This window comes from Parafrankia sp. EUN1f, assembly GCF_000177675.1.
In the GTDB taxonomy this organism is placed as follows: domain Bacteria; phylum Actinomycetota; class Actinomycetes; order Frankiales; family Frankiaceae; genus Parafrankia.
In genome coordinates, this window is record NZ_ADGX01000036.1 from 25,187 (window position 1) to 48,810 (window position 23,624).

General features: G+C 70.1%; 17 protein-coding genes and 1 pseudogene. 2 read left to right on the forward strand and 16 right to left on the reverse strand.

All coding sequences use genetic code 11. The features are described from left to right. Window positions 1–55 precede the first annotated feature (55 nt). The 6 genes and pseudogenes from FREUN1FDRAFT_RS13345 to FREUN1FDRAFT_RS13370 all read right to left on the reverse strand — a co-directional run bounded on the left by FREUN1FDRAFT_RS13345 (window position 56) and on the right by FREUN1FDRAFT_RS13370 (window position 7,179). Window positions 56–814, reverse strand: a complete 759-nt coding sequence (locus FREUN1FDRAFT_RS13345; protein ID WP_006540584.1) for a hypothetical protein — start codon at window positions 812–814, stop codon at window positions 56–58. A 114-nt stretch (window positions 815–928) separates the two neighbouring features. After that, window positions 929–2,965, reverse strand: coding sequence for an FAD-dependent oxidoreductase (locus FREUN1FDRAFT_RS13350; protein ID WP_006540585.1), 2,037 nt, complete (start codon window positions 2,963–2,965; stop codon window positions 929–931). After that, on the reverse strand, window positions 2,962–3,798 hold the full coding sequence (locus tag FREUN1FDRAFT_RS13355; protein ID WP_006540586.1) for a TauD/TfdA family dioxygenase: 837 nt from the start codon (window positions 3,796–3,798) through the stop codon (window positions 2,962–2,964). The genes FREUN1FDRAFT_RS13350 and FREUN1FDRAFT_RS13355 overlap by 4 nt, the downstream gene beginning before the upstream one ends. Before the next feature lie 117 nt (window positions 3,799–3,915). Beyond that, window positions 3,916–4,746: an SDR family NAD(P)-dependent oxidoreductase gene (locus tag FREUN1FDRAFT_RS13360; protein ID WP_063745304.1), complete on the reverse strand. Its 831-nt coding sequence runs from the start codon at window positions 4,744–4,746 to the stop codon at window positions 3,916–3,918. Next, window positions 4,743–5,183 (reverse strand): annotated as a pseudogene (locus FREUN1FDRAFT_RS13365) (thiamine pyrophosphate-dependent enzyme); the annotation flags it as partial. The gene FREUN1FDRAFT_RS13360 and the pseudogene FREUN1FDRAFT_RS13365, both read right to left, overlap by 4 nt. Window positions 5,184–5,352: 169 nt before the next feature. Next, complete coding sequence (locus tag FREUN1FDRAFT_RS13370) at window positions 5,353–7,179, reverse strand: NAD(P)/FAD-dependent oxidoreductase (protein WP_006540589.1); 1,827 nt, start codon at window positions 7,177–7,179, stop codon at window positions 5,353–5,355. 416 nt (window positions 7,180–7,595) lie between these two features. Here FREUN1FDRAFT_RS13370 and FREUN1FDRAFT_RS13375 point away from each other — a divergent pair, with 416 nt between their 5' ends. After that, on the forward strand, window positions 7,596–8,834 hold the full coding sequence (locus tag FREUN1FDRAFT_RS13375; protein ID WP_006540590.1) for a MaoC family dehydratase N-terminal domain-containing protein: 1,239 nt from the start codon (window positions 7,596–7,598) through the stop codon (window positions 8,832–8,834). Next, complete coding sequence (locus FREUN1FDRAFT_RS13380) at window positions 8,831–9,565, forward strand: SDR family NAD(P)-dependent oxidoreductase (RefSeq protein WP_006540591.1); 735 nt, start codon at window positions 8,831–8,833, stop codon at window positions 9,563–9,565. Before FREUN1FDRAFT_RS13375 ends, FREUN1FDRAFT_RS13380 begins: the two co-directional genes overlap by 4 nt. Window positions 9,566–9,647: 82 nt before the next feature. Here the strand turns inward: FREUN1FDRAFT_RS13380 and FREUN1FDRAFT_RS13385 are convergent, their stop codons facing one another. The 10 genes from FREUN1FDRAFT_RS13385 to FREUN1FDRAFT_RS13430 form a co-directional block, all read right to left on the reverse strand. After that, window positions 9,648–10,493, reverse strand: a complete 846-nt coding sequence (locus FREUN1FDRAFT_RS13385; RefSeq protein ID WP_006540592.1) for an enoyl-CoA hydratase/isomerase family protein — start codon at window positions 10,491–10,493, stop codon at window positions 9,648–9,650. A gap of 54 nt (window positions 10,494–10,547) precedes the next feature. Beyond that, window positions 10,548–11,180 (reverse strand): TetR/AcrR family transcriptional regulator, encoded by a 633-nt coding sequence (locus FREUN1FDRAFT_RS39760; RefSeq protein WP_006540593.1) that lies wholly within the window; start codon window positions 11,178–11,180, stop codon window positions 10,548–10,550. Beyond that, complete coding sequence (locus tag FREUN1FDRAFT_RS13395) at window positions 11,177–12,970, reverse strand: class I adenylate-forming enzyme family protein (RefSeq protein ID WP_006540594.1); 1,794 nt, start codon at window positions 12,968–12,970, stop codon at window positions 11,177–11,179. Before FREUN1FDRAFT_RS13395 ends, FREUN1FDRAFT_RS39760 begins: the two co-directional genes overlap by 4 nt. A 52-nt stretch (window positions 12,971–13,022) precedes the next feature. Beyond that, complete coding sequence (locus tag FREUN1FDRAFT_RS13400) at window positions 13,023–14,522, reverse strand: aldehyde dehydrogenase family protein (RefSeq protein ID WP_006540595.1); 1,500 nt, start codon at window positions 14,520–14,522, stop codon at window positions 13,023–13,025. Between the two features lie 45 nt (window positions 14,523–14,567). Next, complete coding sequence (locus FREUN1FDRAFT_RS13405) at window positions 14,568–15,242, reverse strand: GntR family transcriptional regulator (RefSeq protein WP_006540596.1); 675 nt, start codon at window positions 15,240–15,242, stop codon at window positions 14,568–14,570. Further along, window positions 15,239–18,019 (reverse strand): ATP-binding cassette domain-containing protein, encoded by a 2,781-nt coding sequence (locus tag FREUN1FDRAFT_RS13410; protein ID WP_006540597.1) that lies wholly within the window; start codon window positions 18,017–18,019, stop codon window positions 15,239–15,241. The genes FREUN1FDRAFT_RS13405 and FREUN1FDRAFT_RS13410 overlap by 4 nt, the downstream gene beginning before the upstream one ends. 155 nt (window positions 18,020–18,174) lie before the next feature. After that, the gene (locus FREUN1FDRAFT_RS13415; RefSeq protein WP_006540598.1) at window positions 18,175–19,512 is read right to left on the reverse strand and encodes an ABC transporter substrate-binding protein; all 1,338 of its coding nucleotides are present in this window, start codon (window positions 19,510–19,512) and stop codon (window positions 18,175–18,177) included. A gap of 50 nt (window positions 19,513–19,562) precedes the next feature. Beyond that, window positions 19,563–20,363, reverse strand: a complete 801-nt coding sequence (locus FREUN1FDRAFT_RS13420) for an ABC transporter ATP-binding protein (RefSeq protein WP_006540599.1) — start codon at window positions 20,361–20,363, stop codon at window positions 19,563–19,565. A gap of 309 nt (window positions 20,364–20,672) precedes the next feature. After that, on the reverse strand, window positions 20,673–21,869 hold the full coding sequence (locus FREUN1FDRAFT_RS13425; RefSeq protein ID WP_006540600.1) for a hypothetical protein: 1,197 nt from the start codon (window positions 21,867–21,869) through the stop codon (window positions 20,673–20,675). Then, a complete protein-coding gene (locus tag FREUN1FDRAFT_RS13430; protein WP_006540601.1) occupies window positions 21,869–23,500 on the reverse strand; it encodes an AMP-binding protein in 1,632 nt (543 codons plus the stop codon). The genes FREUN1FDRAFT_RS13425 and FREUN1FDRAFT_RS13430 overlap by 1 nt, the downstream gene beginning before the upstream one ends. Between the last annotated feature and the right edge of the window lie 124 nt (window positions 23,501–23,624).

A 23,624-nucleotide genomic window follows, 5' to 3' on the forward strand; every position in this document is an offset into this window, starting at 1 on the left:
GCCGGTGCCTCTCGTCTGGTCGTCGGTTCGTCTGCCTGTCGCGCCGCGGGGACCGTCAGTGCCGGAGCAGGAGGGAGCCGAAGCCCTCACGCCGGTCGGGTATCCCATGGCGGCGCAGCGCATGCCAGTACGTCGCCGTGTTGACGGCGATGACCGGAAGCCCGAGCCATCGTTCCGCCTCGTCGGCCAGTCGCGCCATGGACAGGTTCGCTCCGAACTGGATGATCGCGCGCGGCCGCCCGGCGGCGAGTTCGGTGAGCGCCGCGCGGACGTCCGCCTCGGGCGTGCGCGAGATCTGAAGGGGCGTGGGCGCCCGTAAGTGGATCGCCTGCTGGTATCCGTAGCCGATCTCCTCGACGAAGGCCTTCAGATGTGCGTCCGCGTCCGGCATGTACGGTGTCACGAGCGAGATCGGCCCGTCGTCGACACCGAGAGCGTGCAGCGCGGCCGGCAGCGCGTCCGCCGCATGGATGAGCGTCAGCTCGCCGAAACGGGTGTTGAGCCGCCGCTCGATGGCCCGCGCGGCGCCGACACCGCCCCGGTACACCGCCTCGATGGACACTCCCATCACGACACACGTCGGCTCGACGCAGAGCACCCGCTGGACGGCATCGTCCAGGCCGCGGTCGATGGCGTCGACGAGCTCCTGAAACCCCACGTCGCCGTCGATCGGCTTCTCGGGGATGTGGATGCGCGCGATGTGGTTCGTCACGCCATAGGGGCGCATCGCGTCATACTCGGGCTGTACCACCGTGTTGACCGACGGCGTCACGACACCGAATCTGGCCCGGTAGCCGAGTGGATCGCCGGACATTGGAGTCCTCCTGGTCGATAGGACGGATCGGAGGGACACGCACCTGGCGGCGCCCTGTGTCTCGGAGCGCGTCGAGCGCTTGCGGCCCGCGCGGGCATCTCCCGCGGCGCCGACTCATGACGCGCTGGCCGCGGATGCGCCCACGAGCCGCCGAGCCGCGAGCTCGCCCTCCCAGATCGCGTCGAACACCCGGCGCGGGGCAACGCAGTCACCTACGCCTACGACCTGCCGTTCGACGGCGCCGAGCTCCCGGAGCAGACCGTCGTTCGCTCGCTGCCCAGTCACCAGAACCACCGCGTCGACGGGCTCGCGCTGCTGCCGCTCGCCGTTGTAGACGTCCGCGAGCGTAACCCGGTCATCCTTGATCTCGACGAGCTCGACGCCCGCGGACAGCCGCACGCCGAGCCGGCGCAGGCGACCTGTGACGGACGGCAGATCGTGACTGTCAGTGAGTCCTACTCCGACGTGCGTGAGTCGCGTCGCGATCTCGACCGTGCGGCGCCGCGCGCCGCCGGCGAGATGCTCGGCGACCGCGAGCGCCCGGCGGTCCCCGAGGTCGTCGACGATGAGCACCGAGGCCGGCAGGTTCACTCGCTCGCCGAGCACGTCCTGCACGGTGAAGACGTTCCACTGGTCGGTCCCTGGCACGGCGGGCGCGCCCGGGGCCCAGCGGGCCGGGTGCAACGCCGTCCACCCGTCCCGGCGTGGTGACGATCCGGTCGCGATGATGTAGGCGTCGAACTGGCCGGCGAGGTCCGCGACGGTCGCCGCGTGGCCCAGCTTGATGGTGACACCGGCCTTGAGCAGCTGATCGGTGAGCCAGTCCGTGATGCCGAGCCACTCCCGGTAGGGCTCGACGACGCTGAGCCAGCGCACCTGGCCACCGGTCGTGTCGGCGCGCTCGAACACGGTGACCTCCCAGCCGAGTTCGGCGGCGGTCAGCGCGGCCCGTAGCCCTGCCGGCCCGGCGCCGACGACCGCGACGCTCCGGGCCGAGGCATGCGCCGAGGGCGCGGCCGGTGCCGCGGCGAGGACGGCCTCTCGGCCGACAGCGGGATTGTGGATGCAGGAGAGCGCCGTGCGAGCGATCGACGCGATGCAGTGGTTCGCGCCGACGCAGGGCCGGATGTCGTTCGCGCGTCCCCCGGCCGCCTTCCTCACCCACTCGGCGTCGGCGATGAGCTGCCTGGCCATGCCGACGAAGTCGGCGTCGCCGCGCAGCAACACCCCTTCGGCCATGTCCGGCGTGGTGATGCGGCCCACGACGACGACGGGCAGCTCGCCGACGGCGGACCTGATCGACGAGGTCGCCGCGATCTGGTGACCCATGGGTGTGGGCGACGCGCCGTAGATGAGCATCCGGTCGAGGTAGGTGCCCTGGGAGACGGAGATGTAGTCCACCGCTGCGGTGGCCGCGATGCGCCGGGCTATCTCCGCCCAGTCCGCGGTTCGCAGCCCGTTCTCGACGTCGCCGTCGTCCCCGTTGATCCGGATGCCGACCACCATGGTCGCCGGTACGGCCGCACGCACGCGTTCAATGATGCGCCGGACCAGGCGGAACCGGTTGTCGAGGGAGCCGCCGTAGTCGTCGGTGCGGTGGTTGGTCGCGGGGGAGAGGAACTGGCCGAGCAGGTATCCATGCGCCAGGCCGTGGATCTCGACGCCGTCGAGACCGCCGTCGACCGCGAGAGCCGCGGACCGGGCATAGCCCTCCACGAGTTCGTCGATCTCGGCGGCTGACATCTCGTGCGGGATCTCCCGGTAGACCGCGCACGGGACCGGGCTCGGCGCCCACACCGGCAGGCGGCTCACGATGCTGTCGGTCTCCCGGCCGCGGTGCCAGAGCTGGGCGAAGAGCAGCGTGCCGTGCGGCTGGACCGCGGCGGCCACCGTGCGGTAGCTGTCGACCACCGATGGCTCGTAGGCCAGCACGACACCCGGGCGAGGCTGACTCGTGGGATGGACCGCTGTCGCCTCCATCGTGATGACGGCGACGCCCTTCGCGGCCCGCTCACCGTAGTAGGCGGCATGCGCGGCCGAATAGGTGTGGTCGGTGGTGAACTCGGTGGCGTGGGCCGTCATCCAGACCCGGTTGCGGGTGGTGCGCGGCCCGAGCCTGCCCGGCTGGAACAGCGCTGGGTAGTGCCTCATCGTCCTTGGATCGGTTCGTCGCCGAGGAGGGTGGTGCGGTGCATGGTGCGGGGCCGAGTCCGGTCGAATGCGCAGGCGCGGTGCAGCAGGCCGCGGTTGTCCCAGATCACCGTGTCGCCGACGGACCAGCTGTGCCGGAGCACATTGTCCGGCGTGGTGGCCCGGGCCTCCAGCTCGGCCAGCAGCGCCCGCCCCTCGTCACGGTCCATCCCGACGATGTGGGACGCCGTGTGCCCGAACACGAGGGACCGCCGCCCGGACCGCTGCTCCCACACCAGCGGGTGCTCCCGCGTGGGGCGCGAGGCCCACTCGGCCAGCTGCTTCGGCGTCGGGTCCGGGTAGCTGCGCCGCTGTACCGCCTCGAAGGTGTGGACGACGCGCAGCTTCGCGTACTGCTCCTTCTCCGCATCGGAGAGAGCCTCGTACGCGGCATAGCTGCTCGCGAACTCGGTCTCGCCGCCGTGGTCGGCGACCACGCGCGCTGTCAGCACACCGGCCCTCGGCGGCGGGCCGCCGTCCAGGCAGCCGTCGATATGCCAGCCGTCGTTGCTCCGGAAGTACTCGGCGTTGCGGTTTGACGGCTCGAAGTTGATCTCCATTACCTCGGGCAGCCGATAGCCGCGGAAGCGGGCCAGCTCGCCCAGCCTCCGGCAGAACTCCACCTGCGCTTCATCGTCGAGATGAATTTCCCGGAAGAGCAGAACTCCGTACTCCGCCAGCGCGGTGAGGCAGGCGTCCGGGAATTCGTCGTCATGCAGGAGGCGCTCGCGGTCGATGTCCAGGACCTCGACCCCGATCCGTTCCGACAGCTTCTTCGTCGCGATTGCGGCCATCTGGCGCTCCTTCCTGCGCGGCCCGGCTCGTCGGCTGCCGGCTTCGCGTCGTCTCGTTCGGCCCGCGGGATGTCGTCCGGCGGGTGCTCGCGTCATGCATCCGTCCGCTGGCAGGGGTCAGATGCGCCGCCCGGGCGGTACCGGGTTGTGGGTGCGTGGCCAGCGGAACATGCCGCTGGACGCGTGCTGCCCGCCGTTGAGCAGGAGGGTCACACCCGACAGCCATGATGCCTCTGCCGAGCAGAGGTAGAGCGCCGCCGAGGCGACGTCGTCCACGTGCCCGATCCGATTGAGCGGATAGAAGGACGCCATCGCGGCCCGGTCCTCGGATGTGGTGAGCCGGTCGGCGATGAGCTCGGTCTCGATCGGGCCCGGAGCGATCGCGTTCACCCTGATCCCGTGTGTTCCGAACTCCATGCCCAGTGTCGACGTGAGGTGATTGAGAGCCGCCTTCGCGGCCCCGTACAGCACTGCCCCAGGCGATGGGAAACACCCGCCGACCGAGGTGATGGTGAGGATCGCGCCCGCGATGCCGCGGTCCTTCATCGACTCGGCGGCGCGGATGGAGGTCATCAGCGCGGCGCGAACATGCAGCCCGAAGACGTGGTCGAAGTCGTCGGTGGTGACGTTGAAGGTCCCACGTTCGAGGCGACCGGTGTCGCCGGCCGAGTTGATCAGGACGTCGATTCTGCCGAGCGTGGCAAGGGCGCGCTCGACAAGGTCGCCCGGCGCGCCGGGCTCGGTCAGATCGACGGGTAACGCCCATGCCTGCCGCCCCAGTGCCTGGATCTCCGCGACGACGACATCGAGCTGCTCACGGCCGCGGGCAGCGACCGCGACATCTGCCCCGGCCCGTGCCAGGGCCAGGGCGACAGCCCGCCCGATGCCCCGCCCGCCGCCCACGACGAGGACCCGGCGGTCGAGGTAGGAGAACAGTGGGGTGGTCAATGTGCACCTTCCGTTGCCCACGTCGCGTACTCGCCGTAGTTCGGCATCTCCTCCGAGTTCGCTTTCGGGTCGACCGCGACGTGGATGACGGCCGTCTTTCCACTGGCGTACGCGCGCTTGATGGCGGGCGCGATGTCCTCGTCGCGCTCGACGTACTCGCCGTGGCAGCCGAAGCCGTCGGCGACCTCGTCGAGGCGGGTGTTCGTGCTCCAGTGGGTGCCGGTCTCCAGCGACCCCTGGCCGAAGGTGCGCTTGTAGACGCCGGCCTCCAGGCCCCAGGCGTAGTCGACGGCGACGACGCAGACCAGCGGCAGGTTCAGCCGTGCGGCTGTCTCCAGCTCGGCGATGTGGAACTGGAAGGCCGAGTCACCGGTGATCAGCATCACCGGGCGCCTGCGGCCGTCGGCCACCGAGGCGCCGACGGCGTAGGGCAGCCCGCCCCGGCCGTAGTGCACCGGCTCACCCAGCTCGGTGCCGATCGCCAGGCACAGAAGATCGTGTTGATGCGCTCGGCTTCGAACAGGTCCAGGATCCGCTCGTAAACCTTCACCGGCATGGGAACCCTCGGGGGCCGTCGCGCTGGTGCGGGCGGCGCTGTGGGCTGGCTCACCGGCCCAGCGCGAGGCCGGTCAGCTCGCCCGTTTCACGCCAGGCCCGCAGCAGGTCCTCCATGGCGTAGAAGCCGGGCCAGTAGGGATCGCCGAGGACCGAACGAATCTCCTGCTCACCCTCGTTGTTGTAGTAGCCGGGCGTACATTCCCGAACGAAGGTGGTGTTGTCGATCGCGGTCGCCCTGATGGTGGCGACCCATTCGTCCTGGGCTTCGGCGGTGGGCTCGACGGTGCTGACGCCGCGGGCGAGGGCCTCGGCGATGATGTAGGCGATGTGGTCGGCCTGCTGCTCGAACATGGAGGTGACGCTGGCGGTGATACCGCCCTGGATGTACCCGGTGAACATGAGGTTGGGGAAGCCGTGGCTGGTGATACCGTGCAGAGTACGGTAGCCCTTCGCCCAGTGGTCATAAAGCGAAAGGCCATCGCGTCCCGTGAACGGGTGGATGGCAAGGCGTCGGTCGAGATCGGTGGTGATCTCGAAACCGCTGGCGAAGACGATGCAGTCGACCTCATGCTCGATCCCGTGGGCGATGACGCCCTTTGTGGTGATCCGTTCGACGCCTTTCGTGCTCGACACGTCGACCAGGGTGACGTTCGGCAGATTGAAGGTTGGCAGGTAGTCGTCGTTGAAGCACGGCCGCTTGCACAGAAAGCGGTAGTAGGGCTTCAGGGCTTCAGCCGTCACCGGATCCTCGACGATGGCGTCGACACGCTGGCGTAGCCTCTCCATCACCTGGTAGTCCACCGTCTCGCGTAGCTCGAGGAACGCTGCCGGGTCGGCGAGGGCCGCCCACCCGTCGGTGGCATCCAGATGCGCCTGCAGGTTGCGGCTGATCTCGGTCCACCCGTCGCAGACCAGGTCGGGCTGGCCTGGGCCGAACGCCTCGTAGGCAGCCGCGTGGAAGTTGCGCTGCCGCTCCCGCTGCCAGCCAGGGCGTAACGTCCGCACCCATTCGGGATCGGTCGGCGCGTTGGCGCGCTGATCGATGGAGGTCGCCGTGCGCTGGAAGACATAGAGGTGCTCGGCGGCGCGGGCGAGATGCGGAATCACCTGGACACCGCTGGCGCCCGTGCCGATCACCGCCACCCGCTTCGTGGCGAGCTCGTCGAGACCGCCGTGGATGTCGCCGCCGGTGTAGGAGTAGTCCCATCTGGCCGTGTGGATCGTATGGCCTTCAAAGTCGGAAATGCCCGGGATCCCGGGTAGCTTGGGCCGGTTGAACGGCCCCTGGCACATGACGACGAAACGAGCCCGGATGTCGTCGCCCCGATTGGTGCCGATCCTCCAGCGGCCGGTCGAGGCATCCCACACGAGCGACCGGACGAGCGTGCTGAACATGGCGTTCTCATAAAGGCCGAAGTGCCGGCCGATGCGCTGACAGTGTTCGCGGACCTCGTCGCCGAAGGTGTACTTCTGGGTGGGGATGTACCCGGTCTCCTCCAGCAGCGGCAGGTAGCAGTAGCTGTCCGAGTCGACCTGGATGCCGGGGTAGCGGTTCCAGTACCAGGCGCCGCCGAAGTCGCCGCCGAACTCGAGGATTCTCAGATCGGTCACCCCGGCCTGCTTGAGCCTGGTCGCGGTGATGAGACCGGCGAAGCCGCCACCGAGGATCGCCACGTCGATATCCGCGGAGACCGGCGGGCGCGGCACGATCGGCGTGTACGGGTCGGCCTCGTAGAAATCCTCGAATTCGCCTTCGGCTTCCAGGTACTGCTTCTGTCCCTCCGGGCGAAGCCGCTTGTCGCGCTCGGTCAGGTATTTCGCCCGGAGAGCCGCCTGGTCGACCTCGGGCGTCTCGGTCGGTGCGCAGGTCTGCATGCGAGATCCTCGGTTCGGGATTGTCACAGGGATGTGAGTCGTCGTCGCCGGAGGGGCGGGGAGTCCTGGAGGTCGGGGCGTGGCAGGTCGGGCTGTCGAGAGCAGCTCGTGGCGAGTCTCGCCGGTGACTCCCGTCCCGAGGAACTCTGGACGAAACCGCATCGTGGTGTCAATATCCGCCATGCGGTCTTTCGGGTCCCGCTGCTGGTCGCCCTACCTCCCACGGCGGGGCGACGGGGGACCTCCAGCCCTGGTCGCCGGCATGCCGCGCCACGTTCGAGCGGGCGGTGCGGGTGCTGGCTGTGGCTCGCGGGCCGGTGCGTCACCAACCGGGTGGGCCTTCTGGCGTCGGCGAGCTACTCGCGGCCGGCGCGAGCATTTCCCGTGCACGTCAAACCGACAGTCGGGAGCGCAGGATGAGTGGACAGAGCACGACGGCACCGACAGACGCGGACTCAGGAGGAGCCAGGCTCGACCTGTCCGACGTCGACCATCGCGTGGGCCGGTTGGTCGGTGGCGGGCAGCTGTGGGATCCCTGCAGCGCCTCGGACATCCGCCGCTGGGTGATGGCCATGGACTACCCGAACCCTCTGCACTGGGACGAGGAGTTCGCCCGCGGGTCGAGATACGGCCGCATCATCGCGCCTCAGTCCATGGCGGTCGCGCTGGACTTCGGGCATGGCGCCCAGCCGGCCTGCGTGGGCTACATCCCGGGCAGCCATCTCATCTTCGGCGGCGAGGAGTGGTGGTTCTACGGCGCCCGCGTGCATGTGGGCGACCAGCTCTTCCAACAACGGCGCTTCCACGACTACAAGGTGGTCGAGACGAAGTTCGCCGGACCCACGATGTTCTCCCGCGGCGACACGGTCCACACCAACCAGCGCGGCACCCTGGTGGCGCGCGAGCGCTCGACGGCGATCCGTTACCTGGCGGCGGAGGCGGAACGTCGTGGCATGTATGACAAGCAGCTCGGTGCGGTGAAGAGCTGGACCGCCGGGGAACTCGCGGAGGTCGAAAAGGTCCGCCACGACTGGATACTGTCGAACCGCCTGGGCGTCTCGCCGCGGTTCGACGATGTGGAGGTCGGCGCCAGGCTGCCGCGTCGAGTGATCGGTCCGCACAGCATCGCGAGCTTTACCACCGAGTACCGGGCGTTTGTCTTCGGTATCTGGGGCACGGCTCACTGGGTGGCACCGCCGGGCATCGAGGATCCATGGATCAATCAGGACCCGGGATGGGTGGACGGGTTCGGCTTCGACGAGGAAGGCGCTCGCATCGACCCGCGGTTGCGCGACGGCCTCTATGTAGGCCCGTCGCGTGGCCACGTCGACGCGGACAAAGCCAGCGAGATCGGCATGTCCCGTGCCTACGGGTACGGCGCCACGATGGGCGCCTGGTGCACCGACTACCTCGCCTACTGGGCTGGCGTCGATGGCATGGTGCGCCACACCAGGGCGAACTTCCGTGCTCCTGCCTTCGAGGGAGACGTCACCTACTTCGACGCGGAAGTCGTCGGTAAGGAAACCGACTCGGTCTGGGGTGCCCCGCTCGTCCACATCAAGCTGCGGCTCGTGAATCAGGACGGGCAGGTTCTGGTGGACTGTACGGCCGAGGTCGAGCTGCCGCCCGGCCCCGGCAGGGGGGCCGGTCAGTGAACAGTCGCGTGGCCATCGTCACCGGTGGCGGATCGGGAATCGGCGCGGCGATCGCTCGCCGGCTGGCCGCGGACGGCCTTGCGGTGGCGGTCTTCGATCTGAACGGCGCGACTGCCGAGGAGACCGCCGCCTCGATCGCGGCCGGCGGCGACAAGTCCCTCGGCCTGGCTGTCGATGTGACGGACGCCGCCGCCATCCAGGCCGGAGTCGAGTGCGTGCGCGGCCGGCCGGTGATTCTGGTCAACAATGCGGGGATGACGCCACACGGGCCGTTTCTGGAGATCACCACCGACATGTGGAACCGCTCTCTGGAAATCAACCTGACGAGCGCCTTCCACTGCTGCCAGGCTGTGCTGCCCGGAATGATTGAAGAGGGATGGGGGCGTATCGTCAACATATCCTCGTCGAGTATCAACACCGGCCCACCGCAGCTCGCGTCCTATGTTGCTGCCAAATCAGGAGTCGTCGGCCTCACGAAGGTCCTTGCTCGCGAATTCGGCCCGAGGGGGATCACGGTCAACACCATTCCGCCGGGCTTCATCGACACTCCCATGCTGCGCCAGTCCGAGAAAGGCGGCCTCATGCGCGTCGAGGAGCAGGAATCCGTCACGCCAGTCGGCCGCATCGGCCGTCCGGAGGACATAGCAGCGGCCTGCGCATTCCTTGTCCGCGACGAGGCCGGCTACATCACAGGCCAGGTGATCGGAGTCAACGGGGGCCGCAACACCTGACTCCCGGTCAGACGATGAGCCGTTGAAGATCGGTGGTCTCCCGGGCGGCCTCGGTGGTCTCCAGCGGAACAGCCCTGACCGGTCAGCTCTTTGGTTTCTTGGCGCCGCCGAAGCCGAGGCGGGCGCTGCGTTCCTTGAACTCCGGGGTGTTCAGCAGGTTGGTCACCAGCAGGCGGTCGAGGTGGCGCTGGGCGGTGCGGTCGGAGATGTCGGCGTACATGTCGACGGCGAGCTTCGCCACGCCGAGAGCCTCGGCGGGGATGGTGGTGAGCTCGCGGCAGAACGCGTACACGTCGTCCAGGAACGTCTCCGTCGGGAAGATGTCGTGCACCAGGCCGATCCGCAGCGCCTGCTCGGCGGTGACCTTGCGGCCGGCCATCGCCATCCACTTTCCCCAGGCGGGGCCGACGATGCGGGTGAGGCGGCTGGTGCCGCCGCTGCCGGCCAGCACCCCGATGTGGATCTCCGGCACCGCGAACTCCGCCTGCGGGGTGCAGAACCGGAAGTCGCACGACACCGCCATCTCCACCCCACCACCCAGGCAGATTCCCTGCGCGGCGATGATGATCGGCTTCTCGATCGCCTCGAACTCGTCGTAGAGCGCGTGGTGGCTGCGGTAGTTGCGCCGGACGTTCCAGCCCGGGTGAAGGTGCTCCGTCTCCGGGTTTCCCTGCCGGTTGCCGACGGGCTCGGACAGGTCGACGCCGGCGGTGAAGTACCGCCCGACGCCGGTGATGACCAGGCAGCGCAGGTCGTCCCGGTCGGAGAGCAGATTGGCGGCCTGCCAGAGGGTGCTGGTGACCTGGGCGCTGATGAGGTTGAGCTTCGGGCGGTCGATGGTCACGGTGAGGATGCCGTCGTGCTCGGTCAGCCGGGCGTGCTGCTCGCCGGCCCCTCCGGCTGGCTGTTGGGCGCTCGTTGCCGTCATGAACTCGAGATCCTTCCGTCTTCTGCTGGGCTCGCGCGGGAGCCGCACCTGTGGTCAGCCGGCGGCGGCCGGCGTGACGAACGCGCGGCGGACCATCTCGACGAACTGCTCCTCGGCGATGCCTGCCGTCCCGTCGGGGCGGGTCGCCTCGGCGTTGCGGTAGGCCCCGACCATCGACGCGAGCAGCCGGGCGAGGCTGTCGGCATCGCCGCCGCAGATCGTGCCGTCGCGCTGCCCGCGTTGGATCACCTCGGCCTCCAGTCGCATCGCGTCCGTGTACCCGTTGGCGATGTCCTCGCTGAGCTGAGGCGAGACGGCGAGGCCCGACGAGTACAGCCGGCTCATGAGCCGGCCGAAGTCCGGGTAGGCACGATAGAACATGATCTCGCTGTGGACGAGTCCCACGAGCAGGTCGATGCCCGCCCCGTCCGCCTCGGCGAAGGAGCGGATCCGCCCCAGCAACGCCCCGCCGCGCCGATCGATGACCGCCCGCAGGAGCTCGTCCTTGTTGGGCAGGTGCAGGTAGAGCGCTCCGACCGACATCTCGCACCGCTCGGCGACCTGCCGCAGGCTGGTCTCGCGGAAGCCGTGCCGGCCGAACAGCTCCTCTGCGGCGTCGAGGACCCGCTCACGGACCCGCTCGGCCTGTTCGCGCTGGCGCAGCTCACGCGGGGAGGCGGTCGTCATCGGGCCGCCGCGGTCCCGCTGCCGACGCCCGCGTCGACGCCGGTGCCGGAGCCGCTCCCCGTCTCGGTGCCGCCGTCGGCGCCGGGTGGGATGTCGAAGCGTTCGCGCAGGTCCTGCTTGAGGACCTTGCCGGTGGTGTTGCGGGGGAGGCTGCTCACGGTCGTGACATGCGCGGGCACCTTGAAGGCCGCCAGCGATGCGCCCACCCACGCGCGGACGTCGGCCGGGTCGATCACGGCGCCGTGGCGGGGAACGATCACGGCCAGCACCTCCTGGCCGAGCTCGCGGTGCGCCACGCCGATCACCGCGGCGTCGGCGACATCGGCGTGTTCGAGGAGGCGGTTCTCGATCTCGATCGGGTAGATGTTCTCGCCGCCGCGCACGATCATGTCGCGGAGTCGGCTCTCGACCTGGAGCAGACCGCCCTCGAACCGGCCGTAGTCCCCGGTGGGGTACCAGCCCTGGTCGTCCACCGGGCTGACCGACTCGCCCCAGTAGCCGAGGAAGGTGCTCGGGCAGCGGATCCACAGCTCGCCGATGCGTCCGTCGGTGATCTCGGCACCGCTCTCGTCCCGGACGACGACTTCGGCGGTCGGCGTGGGTACGCCCGCCGAGGTGGGATGCGCCGCGAGGCGTGGGCCGCTGATCGCGGTACCCAGGCCGCAGGTCTCGGTCATCCCGTAGCCGTTGGTCAGCGGAGTTCCCGGCATCCGCTGCTCGAGCAGGCGGGGCAGCTCTGGTGAGATCGTCGCGCCACCGCAGCCGACGCTCCTGATCGTGGCACGGGCCATGCGGTCCAGGTCCGGATGCTCCAGCAGACGCAGGATCTGGGTTGGCACGCCGCTCCACTGGGTGACGCCATGGCGGGCGGTCAGCTCCAGGTGAACGGCCGGATCCCAGCGGCCGGGCGGGGGAAGCACGAGTGTCATCCCGGAGCGAGGCGCCACGGCCGTCAGCGGCCCGAGGCCGGAGATGTGGAAGAACGGCCCGGTCAGCACCGACACCGGCGTACCCGCCGGCGGGGGAGCGGCCCCGGAGACGGCCTCGACCGCGCCGCGCAGCGCCGCGTCCATCGCGAAGTTGACCAGCCCACGGTGGCTGATCAACGCTCCCTTCGGACGGCCGCTGGTACCGCTGGTGAACAGGATCGCGCAGGCGTCGTCCTCCTCGACGGCGGCCGGCTCGAAGGCCGGCGCCCCGGTCTCCCCGGTCTCGCTGGCCGTCCCCGCCGCGGCGGGGACGGCCAGGTCGGTGAACGACACCGCGCCGGCGACCGCGTCCGCGACAACCTTGCTGCCCGCGTCGGCGTCGAGCTGGGTGAGGCGGGCGAGCCGGGGCTCGTCGGCGACCAGCAGCGCCGGTTCGGTCAGCGCCAGACCGGCGGCGAGCTCGGGTCCCGTCCACCAGCCGTTGAGACCGACGACGACGGCGCCGAGCAGGAGCACGCCCCAGATCGTCAGCGCGTGCTCGGCGCTGTTGGCTCCGGCCAGGGCCACTCGGTCGCCGGCGGCGATCCCGTGACGGCTCCGCAGTGCCGCGGCGACCGCCCGCGCGGCGTCCGCGGCCTCACGGTAGGTCACCGTCCGCTCCGGCAGTACCAGGTACGGGCGATCGGGGTGCTCCCGGGCGGCCGCGGCGAGCAGCTCCGGCAGGCTGCGCGGCCGCTGCGCGAAGACCGTCATCTCGACCCCGCGGACGTCCTCGCGCACCAGCTCGAACGGCGCGCCCGGCCCGGTCAGGACGGGGAGCAGCGACGGCGGGATGCGGGTGAGATCGGGCCAGCCTGCCATGGTTTCCTCCAGGCTTCGGTCTTCGGTCTTTCGGGACTGGTCGGCCGGCCGGTCAGACTCCGACGGCGATGACCTTGGTTTCCAGGTACTCCTCGAACCCGGGCACACCCATCTCACGGCCCAGCCCGCTCTGCCGATACCCGCCGAAGGGCATGTCGGGCGCGTAGTACTGGCCGCCGTTGACGTTGATGGAGCCGGTGCGCACCCGCCGCGCGATGCCCATCGCCCGGTCCAGTGAACCGGAGCTCACCGACCCGGCCAGCCCGTAGATCGAGTTGTTCGCGATGCGGACGGCGTCGTCGTCGGTGTCGAACGGGATCATCACCGCGACCGGGCCGAAGAACTCCTGCTGGGCGATGGCCGAGTCGGGGTCGACGTCGACGAACAGGGTCGGCTCGGTGAAGAAACCGGTCGGCAGGTGCGCGGGCACACCGCCGCCGGCGGCGACCTTCTGCCCCTCGGCCACCCCGACGGCGATCAGGTCGAGGACCCGCTGCCGCTGCACCGCGCTGATCTGTGGGCCCATCAGCACCGACGGGTCGGTCGGGTCGCCGTAGGGGAAGTTCGCCAGTGCCTCGCTCATGGCGGCGACGGCGTCGTCGTAGAGCGGGCGGGCCACCAGCAGCCGGGAGTCGATCGCGCAGCCCTGCCCGGAGTGGAAGCAGGCGACCGTGGCCGCCATCGGGATGACCTTGCCGAGGTCGGCGTCGTCGCACACGATGTGCGCGGACTTGCCGCCCAGCTCCAGGAACGTCTTCTTGATGGTCGGCGCCGCGGCGGCCATCAGGCGCCGGCCCACCGCCGTCGAACCGGTGAAGCTGATCATGTCGACCCGCGGGTCCTCCGCGAGGCGCTGCGCGACCTGGTTGTCCGACGTCGTCACGACGTTGAACACCCCGGCCGGGACGTCGGTCTCCTCGGCGACGAGGCGGCCGAGCACGGTGGCCGTCCAGGGTGAGTCCGGTGCCGGCTTGAGCACCACCGTGTTGCCCGCGGCCAGCGCGGGCACCACCTTCGCCAGGTTGATCTGCATCGGCACGTTCCACGGCGTGATCGCCGCGACGACACCGACCGGCTCCCGCGCCACCACCCGGCGGCTGGTGGAGTACGTGACCGGCGAGTCGTACACGCCGTGGTCGGTGTCCCAGGCGTACTTCTCGGCCAGCTCCACCGTGTAGGAGACGATTCCCAACGCCGCGTCGAGGTGCGGGCCGTGGGTAAGCGATACCGGAGCGCCGATCTCGGCGACGGTCAGCCCGCGCAGCTCCTCCTTGTGGCGCTCCAGGGCCTCCGACAGCTGGCGCAGGCAGCGCAGCCGCAGCGGCGTGTTCGTCGACCAGTCGGTGGTGTCGAAGGCGGTTCGGGCGGCGGCGATGGCCGCGTCCATGTCGTCGGAGCCGGCGTCGGCGACCGAGCCGAGGACCTGCTCGGTCGCGGGGTTGATGTTGGTGAAGGTGCGGCCGGCCCGCGCCTGTACCAGGGCGCCGCCGATCAGCAGCCGCGGCTCGGAGACCACGGAGTCATCCGCCGGGGCGGCAGAGGTGTCGGACATCGAGCTGGCTCCTGTCCCTGTAACGGGTGGTCGTGAGATTGGTCGTCAGGCCGCGGGGTGCCAGAGGATGTCGCGTGCGTCCAGCAGCTCCACCACATGCCCGCCGTAGCTGCGCAGCAGGCGGATGAACTCCGCCGCGGCGCCGCCGCCGTCGCCGGCCGTCATCGCCCGCATGACGGCGGCCACTCCGCTCTTCTGCGCCCCGATGGTTCCGGGAACAAGGGCGAAGAAGTTGCCCGGGATGATGCCGGTCATCAGACGGGAGAACGACGACAGCCGGGGCGAGTTCGCCATCGCGAAGATCTGGCGGAGGAACTGCTCGTTGGCGCGCAGAAGCTCGTCGGCGTCCTCGGCCTGGCACAGCCGGCGCTCCGCGGCGGCCAGCGCCGCGAAGCCGGCCGGGTCACCGCGTTCGGTGGCCTGCTCGGCCGCCAGCCCGTAGAGGTGGCCCAGCAGCGCGTAGTAGTCGATGACGGAGTTGCGGTCCAGCCCGTGGACGAACGCGCCGCGGTGCGGCTCGATCGCGATCCAGCCCTCGCTCTCCAGCGTGATCATCGCCTCGCGCACCGGGATGCGGCTGACGCCCAGCTCCTCGGCGATCATGTCCTGGCGGACGCGGTCACCCTGGCGCAGCGCACCGCTGAAGATCAGGCCGCGGATGTGGTCCGCGACCTGACGTCCACTGCTGCGACGTTCCATGTGCTGCCTGGTCCGGGTCATTCAGCCACCCGGACGGCCTTGGTCGCCGCCGTGGCAGGGGCGGCCGGGGTGGCGCCGGCGCCGGCGCCGGCGGTACCAAGGTAGGCGCGGGCCAGCTGCTCGGTGTCCAGCTCGCTGGTCGGGCCGGCCCAGGTGATGTGGCCGACGGTGAGGAAGGCGGCGTGCCCCGCGACGGACAGCGCGTTGCGGGTCTTCTCCTCGGCGATGAGCAGGGCCGTTCCCTGCTGCTGCAGCTGGCCGAGCGCGGCGAAGATCTGCTCGGTGACCAGCGGTGCCAGGCCGAGCGACGGCTCGTCGGCGATGAGCAGGCGGGGCGGGCGGACGAGCGCCGGGGCGAGGGTGAGCTGCTGCTGCTCACCGCCGGAAAGCGCACCCGCGGCCTGCCCGCGCCGGCGGGCCAGCGAGGGGAAGGCCTCGTAGGCACGGTCGCGTTCGTCCCGGTCGCGCAGCCAGATCGTCAGGTTCTCCTCGACGGTGAGGTCGGGGAAGATGCCGCGGCCCTCGGGCGCCAGATAGATGCCGTCACGCCGCCGGTGCTGCGCCGGGATCGCGGTGACGTCCTCGCCGGCGAGCTCGACGGTGCCCGAGGTGGGTGTGACGAGGCCGCCGATCGCCGCGCACAGCGTGGTCTTGCCGGCACCGTTGCTGCCCAGCAGGGCCAACGCCTCGCCGGGGCCGATCACGAGGTCGACGCCGTGCAGGACCTCGATGTCGTTGTAGCCGGCGTGCAGCCCACGCACCCGCAGGACGGGCTCCACCGCGCCTGCGAGCGCACCGGCGGCCGTGGGCACATCGCCGCCCACAGGAACAGCGACCGCGGGTGAGGGAGCTGCCGGGGCGGGCGCCGTCGCAGCTGTTGCCGGGCCGGCCTGGCGGCGGCGACGTTGCTGGGTGGCGCGGCCGATGGCGGCCAGCGCGCCGTCCGGGTCGCGGGCCAGGCCGATGGCGCCGAGCCCGAAGAGGATCTGCATGAAGTGGGTGGAGTCCGGGATGTTCTCGAACGCCTGCGGGGCGAGCGCGGCGACGAGGCCGGCGAGGACGGCGCCGGCGGGGCGGCGGATGCTGAAGGTGATGGTGGTCGCCAGCCAGACCAGCCCGAGGAACGCGTCGTAGTCGGTGTTGGTGACCCGGCCGCGGGTGGTCGCGAGCAGGACGCCGCCGAACCCGGCGATGGCCGCGGAGATGACGAAGACCAGCAGCTTCATGCGCCCGACGGCGATGCCGTTGGTCTGCGCGCCGACGTCGCTGGAGCGGACGGCGAGCATCGCCCGGCCCGTGCTGGAGGTGCGCAGGGCGTGGACGAGCCAGATGGTCAGCCCGAGCAGCACGAGCAGCATCACGACCATCCACCGGGGGTTGGCGGTGTCGACGATGCCCAGGTCCGGTGCCGGGATCGCCCAGCCGCCGGAGCCGTTGGAGATGTCGCGGATCTGGAACAGCAGGTTCTGGCCGATGAACGCCAGCGCCAGCGTGGACAGCGCCAGCGGCAGTCCGCCGAGACGGCGGGTCGGCAGCGCGATGACGGCGCCGGTCAGGGCGGCGACGATCACCCCGGCGAGCAGCGCGGGCAGGTAGGGGACGTCATGGGAGAGCAGGATGCCGGTGGTGAAGGCACCGGCGAGGACGAAGGCGACCTGCGCGAGGCTGACCATGCCGCCGATGCCGGTGACGACCGTGAACGACATCAGCACGATGGCGGTGGCCAGGCCCTCTGCGAGCAGACCGGCCCAGAAGTCGGTGGCGCCCCAGGCGGTGTAGGCGAGCAGGCCGGCGGTGACCACACCCCACAGCGCGCGCCGGCGCCACGGCGAGACCTCGGTCGGGTCCTCGGCGGGCGGCTTCTCCTCGAGGGTGGTGCCGGCGGAACGGCCGCGTTCGGCGCCGAAGAAGAACAGCAGCAGGAAGAGAATGATGAACGGGACGGCGGTCGGGAATCCGGTGATGTCGAGGTCGACGTAGCCGTCCACCAGGTTCTGGGCGACACCGAGCAGCAGACCACCGGCCATCGCGATCGGAATGGAGGCGAAACGCGCCAGCACCACCGCGGGGATCGAGACGAACAGCAGCGTGTTGTAGGTGAAGTTGGCCAGGCCGAACATCGGGGCCAGCAGGACGCCGACCAGGCCGGCCAGCCCGCAGGAGGTGATCCAGGAGACCGCGGACGCACGGTCCGGGTCGACGCCGCGCAGGGCGGCGATGGCGGGCCGGCTCACCGAGGCGCGCATCTCCAGGCCGATGCGGGTGCGGCGAACGAGATACCACAGCAGCAGCGCGGAGAAGATCGCGGCGCCGAGAATGGCCAGCTTGTCGCTGTCCAGGATCAGCCCGTTGCCGAGCTTGTAGATCTCCTTGGGGCTGGGGCCCAGGCCCGGGAACCGGAAGACGTCCTCGACGGTCGGCAGGTCCAGGCTGGCCTTCTCCCGCAGCATGGCGGAGATCCACAGGCACAGCGCGGGCAGCGCGATGAGCAGGCCGAGGGTGGCGACCATCCGCGCCGCGATGGACGCGTCGCGCAGCGGGTTGAACAGGATCCGGTGCAGCAGCCAGCCCAGCGCCGGCGCGAACACGCCGACACACAGAATCGCGCTCGGCACGACGGGCAGGCCCTGGCCGGTGTTGAGCTGGAAGAACAGGTAGGCCGTCGAGAAGGCGACGCCGCCCTGCCCGAAGTTGAACACTCCGGAGGTCTGGTAGGTGAGGGTCAGGCCGGACGCGAGGATCGCGTATAACGCGCCGGTGACCAGCCCCGCGACCACCAGGTTGAAGAACTCGGTCACGCGATTCCTCCTTGGTCGCGGCCCGCGCCGCCGCCATTTCTGAGACCACCTGGCCGGGCGCGGAGTTTCCGTTCCGGCCCCGGCCAGGCGGTATTACCTGCTGTTGCTGTTGCTGTTGCTGTTGCTGTTGCTGTTTTTGCTGTTGTGCGGTGGAGCTACTTCTTGATCAGGGAACCGCAGGAGAGCTTGCTGGTGATGTCGTACTTGTCGCCGTTGAGCTGGACGATCGAGGCGCAGGGGGACGAGATGTTGTGGTTGAGCGGCCACCGCGTCTCGGGCACGGCGCCCTCGACGTAGTAGGAGTAGTCGGAGTTGAGCACCTTCAGGAGCTTGTCGACGGTGAGGTCACGGCCGGCCTTGGTGGCTGCCTGGACGAACATGTCGGCCGCCCAGTACCCGGCCATCGCCGGCAGGCTGATGGCCTGGTCCGGGGCGTACTTGGCGAAGTCCTCGGTGAGCTGCTTGATGGCGGGGACGCTGGTGTCGACCCCGGGCTGCCACTGCACGATCGTGTAGGACTTCTGCAGGTCCTTGAACCCGGCGAGGCGCGGGTCGTAGCCGACCGGGTTGAGGTTCTTGCCCTCGTACCCGGCAGCGGTCATCGCGGCGGTCATCTTGATGACCGAGTTGAAGTCCGCGACGTAGAGGACGACGTCCGGCGGGGCGCCGTTGTTCGAGGTCATCAGGGCGTTGACGACCGCGGTGGTGTCGGTGATGCCCGCGACGGGGATCGGGTTCTCCTCGTAGACGGTCTTCACCCCGACGGAGCGGATCTGTTCGCCGAGCTGCTTCAGGCCCGCCCGTGCCGAGTCGTTGTCGACACCGACGAGAGCGGTCGTCTTGCCGGAGGCGTCACCGCCGAACATGGCCTGGATCATCAGGCCGTACGTCGTCGAGGTGACGTCGCCCTCGGGGAACTGGCATCCGGTGACGCCGAAGCCGATCGAGGTCTCGCAGAAACCGAGGTTGAAGCCCCAGCCGAAGAAGGGAACCGTCTCGCCGCAGAAGGTGTCGAGATAGTTCGCGCTGCTGGTCATCACCGGGACCGCGGCGAAGATGTTCTTGTCGACCAGTGCCTTGGCCTGGGCGCTGTTGCGCGCGGGGTCGTTGCCGTCATCGAGGGTGCCCACGTAGTTGATCTTGCGGCCGTTGACGCCGCCCTCGGCGTTCGCCCGGTCGAAACGGGCCTGCGCGCCGAGCTCGGTGCCGGCCATCGAGCTGCCGCTGGCGCTGGTCAGATAGGCCAGGCCACCGATGGTGATCTCGTTGTCGGTGACGCCGCGGGTGGGGTTGGCGGCGGTCTGGCCACATTTCAGGCTGGCTGCGTCCACGGTGTAGCCACCGTCGCTCCAGCCCGACGGTGGGCCCGCCTTCACCGTGTCGGCCGCGACCGTCGGGCCGTCCTGAGGTGTGCCGTCCGACGAGCACCCCACAGCACTCGCGATGACCGCGAGCGCGGTGGCTGCCGCCGCCACTAATCGGATGGGTCGCATCGTTGCACTCCTGGTGATTCTTGAACGAACGAGCGGTGCGGGAGCTGGTGTCAGCCGAGGTAGGCGTCGCGGACGGCCTGGTTCGCCTGAATCTCGGCCGGGGTGCCCTCGGCGAGGACGGAGCCCAGGTCGAGCACGGTGATGCGGTCGCAGGTCCGCATAACGAAGGCGGCGTCGTGCTCGACGAGCACCACCGCGCACCCCTCGCCCCGCAGGGACAGCACCAGCTCCCCGAAGCGGTCGGACTCGGCGTGAGCCAGCCCGGACGTCGGCTCGTCGAGCAGCAGCAGCCGCGGGCGGTCGGCGATGGCGCGCGCGAGCTCGAGCAGGCGCTGCTGGCCGAGTGGCAGCGCGCCGGCGGAGACCTTGCGCAGTTCCGTGAGGCCGCACCACTCGAGGACCTCCGCGGCCCGCTCGCGGCGCTGGCGTTCCAGCGTGCGCCGCGACGGCAGGGAGAGCAGGTCGGCGAGGACACCGCCACCGCCGCCGTGCCACTCGAGCCCGGCGAGCACGTTGTCCTCCACCGAAAGCCAGCTGAAGACCTGGGCCCGCTGGAACGTGCGGCGCATGCCGAGCCGTGCGCGCCGGGTGGCCGAGACGGCTGTGACGTCGTCGTCCGCGAAGTGGACGGTTCCCTCGGAGGCGGGGGTGATGCCGGAGATGATGTCGAAAAGCGTGGTCTTGCCTGCGCCGTTCGGCCCGATGAGGCCCTGGACGGTTCCGGCGGCGACGGTGAGGTCGACGTCGGTCAGTGCGCGCACCCCGCCGAAGCGCTTGCTGACCGAGGACAGGCGCAACAGTGGCGCTGCTCCGGTGACGGGCGGCGCCGCGGTGGATGTCGGCGTCGGCATAATGCCTCCAAAACCGCCGTCGGCGGCAACGACTCGGCTGCGATGTCTCATCGGAGTTCTGCTGGATCTGTGGAGATGGGCGCGCCACCCCCGGTGCCAGGGGTCCGGGCCCGGTGTGGGAGCGGCACGGGCCCTGGCGGGGCGGGCGGGTGACCACGCATGACCCGGGACGTGGCGTCACTGCGGTGATCTTTAGATATTGTATAATCAATCACATATGCCGGAATGTGGCAAGGGTTCGTGTACCGGCACCACCTTGGTGGTGTTCGTCCCCCCCGCCCGACCCCTGAGTCGGCGCTCGGCCGGCTCTCAGTCGACTCCGAGCAGCACTGTCGAGGCCGAGCTGAACCAGCCTCCGGTGGCGTTCACACAGGCCACCCGGGCGTCCGGGACCTGCCGGCCGGTGGCCTCCCCGCGCAGCTGGCGGACGGCCTCGACCAGCAGGAAGATCCCGCGCATGCCGGGATGACAGGCCGACAGCCCGCCGCCGTCGGTGTTGGTGGGCATCGCCCCGCCCACCCGCATCGTGCCGCCCTCCAGGTAGCCGCCGGCCTCCCCGCGGCCGCAGAACCCCAGCGCCTCGAAGGTCAGCAGCACCGTCGAGGTGAACGAGTCGTAGAACTGGCAGACGTCCACGTCGGCGGGGGTCAGCCCGGCGCGTGAGAAGGCCAGCCGGCCGGACACCTCGGCGGGTGAGCGGGTGAAGTCCGCCCACTCCGACATCGTCGTCACATTGCTCGCGGTGCCGGTGCCCAGCACCCGCACCGCCCGGCCCGGCAGGTCGGCCGCGCGCCGGGCGGATGTCAGCACCACCGCGCCGCCACCGTCGCTGCGGATGCAGCAGTGCAGCTTGGTGAACGGCGTCGCCACCATGGGCGCGGCGAGGACGTCGTCGACCGTCAGCGGCTCCCGGTACATCGCGTCCGGGTTGAGGCCCGCGTTGAAACGGGTGTCGACGGCGATGTTCGCGAGCTGTTCGATGGTCGTGCCGAACTCGTGCATGTGCCGCCGCGCCGTCATCGCGTACTTGGCGATGAGGGTGTGCCCCCACGGCACCTCGAACTGGCTCGGCCCGCGCGACGAAAGCGACAGGTTCGCCGTCCGCAGCCGGTTCTTCAGGTCCGAGCGTGCCGTCGACCCGTAGACGAGCAGCACGGTGGTCGCGGTTCCGGCCCGGATCGCGTCGGCGGCGTGCTCCAGCATCACCTCCCACGCGCTGCCGCCCACGCTGGTGGAGTCGGTCCAGGTCGGCCGCAGCCCCAGGTACTCGGCCAGCTCGACCGGCGCGAGGACGCCGAGGCCGGTCGAGGCCACACCGTCGACGTCGGTGTGGCTCAGCCCCGCGTCGGCGAGTGCCCGGGCCGCGGCCTGCTGGTGCAGCGCGAAGGGCGTCGTCGAGTCCACCCGCCCACAGTCGGACAGCGCCGCCCCGACGATGACAACCTGCTCGATCATCCGATTCTGCCCCATCACCCGGTCCTGCCCCATCACCCGGTCCTGCCCCATCAGCGCTTGTCGTAGGTGATGCCGGCGGCCTCGGCGTCCCAGGTGCCGGCGGTGACGCCCTCGGCGCGCAGCTCACGCTTGAGCACCCGGCCGACGGGGCTGCGCGGCAGCTCGGCGCGGAACTCGATGTAGCGCGGCAGCGCGAAGTACGGCAGCGCGTCCACACACCAGCGGAACAGCTCCTCCTCGGTGAGCGTCGCGTCCGGTGCGAGGATGGCCGTGACCTTGACGTCGTCCTCGGTCAGCCTGCTCGGCACCGCGTGCACGGCGACGTCCGCGAGCTGGCCGTGGCCCATCAGGATGCGCTCGACCTCGAAGCTGGCGATGTTCTCACCGCGGCGGCGCAGGTAGTCGGCCTTGCGGTCGACGAAGTAGAGGAAGCCGTCCTCGTCGATCTTCCCGATGTCGCCGGTGTGGTACCACCAGTTGCGGCTGGCCTCGACCGTGGCCTCGGGGCGGCCCCAGTAGCCCTCGAACATGACGTGCGGGAGCTTCGGCCGGATGACGATCTCGCCGTCGGTGCCGCGCGGCTGCTCGACGTCGGAGTCGTCGAAGATGCGGACGTCGAAGTAGCGGGTGTTGATGACCCCGGCGGCCCGCGGCTTGTTGCGCACACCGGGTGGCTGCCAGGAGATCAGACTGGCCTCGGTGACGCCGTAGGCGCCGGAGAACGTCTCGATGCCGAACCGTTCGCGGATGACGTCGTCGACCTCGGGAGGCAGCGGGGCCGCACCCATCAGCCGCAGCGAGCTGTTGGCCTGCGCCGCGCCGGAACGCGGCATCTCCGGCCGGTCGACGTCATGGGCGAGCAGGTAGGCCATGGTGCCGAGGGTCGAGGTGATCGTGGCCCCGGTGCGGTTCATCTCGGGCCAGAAGTTCGACACCGAGAACTTCCGGTAGATCGCCGAGCGGCCACCGAAGACCAGGGCACCGACCACCGCGGTGACCAGCGCGTTGTAGTGGAACATCGGCAGCGGCGTCCACAGCACGTCGGACGCCGTGCGCCCCCAGCTGTAGCCGATCTGCTGGGCGAGCGCCTCGTGGTAGTTGTGGCTGAGCATGCAGCCCTTGGACAGCCCGGTGGTCCCACCCGTGTAGATGAAGGTGGCCAGATCGGACGGGTCGCGCTCCACCGGCGCGGTCAGCGGGGTGGCGGCGAGCAGGTCGTCGAGGCGGTGCGCGGTGGCGCCGGGGAACTCCAGCGCGTCGGGCCCGGTCACGACGACATGGCGCAGACCGTCGAGGTCGGCGCTGACCGCCTGCGCCCGGTCGGCCAGGTCCGCTCCCACGACAAGCACCGTCGAGCCGGAGTCACGCAACTGGTGGCGCAGGTACTCGCCCTTGTAGGCGGTGTTCACCGGTACCGCCACCGCACCCACCCACTGGGTCGCCCACCAGACCAGCAGGGCCTCCGGGGAGTTCTCCAGCAGCGTGGCGACCCGGTCGCCGGGCGCGACGCCCAGCTCGCGCAGCGCCCCGCCGAGGGCCGCGGCGGCCGTGACGACCTCGCCCGCGGTCAGCTTGGTGCCGCAGACGTCCAGGTACTCCGAGTCGGGCTCCTTCTCGGCCCGCCGCAGCAGTAACTCGGTCGTGGTGTGCCGGGGCGCGCTGCCCCAGACGCCGTCGGTCACGTGGCGCTCCTCGGAAGTCGAGCCGTTTGGGCTTGTGAACTCGGTGAGGCTCATGTTGAATGTCGGTTCAGTGATCGGTTCAGCCCCTCCCGATCGCCACAGATTGTATATCTTATCCCACCTA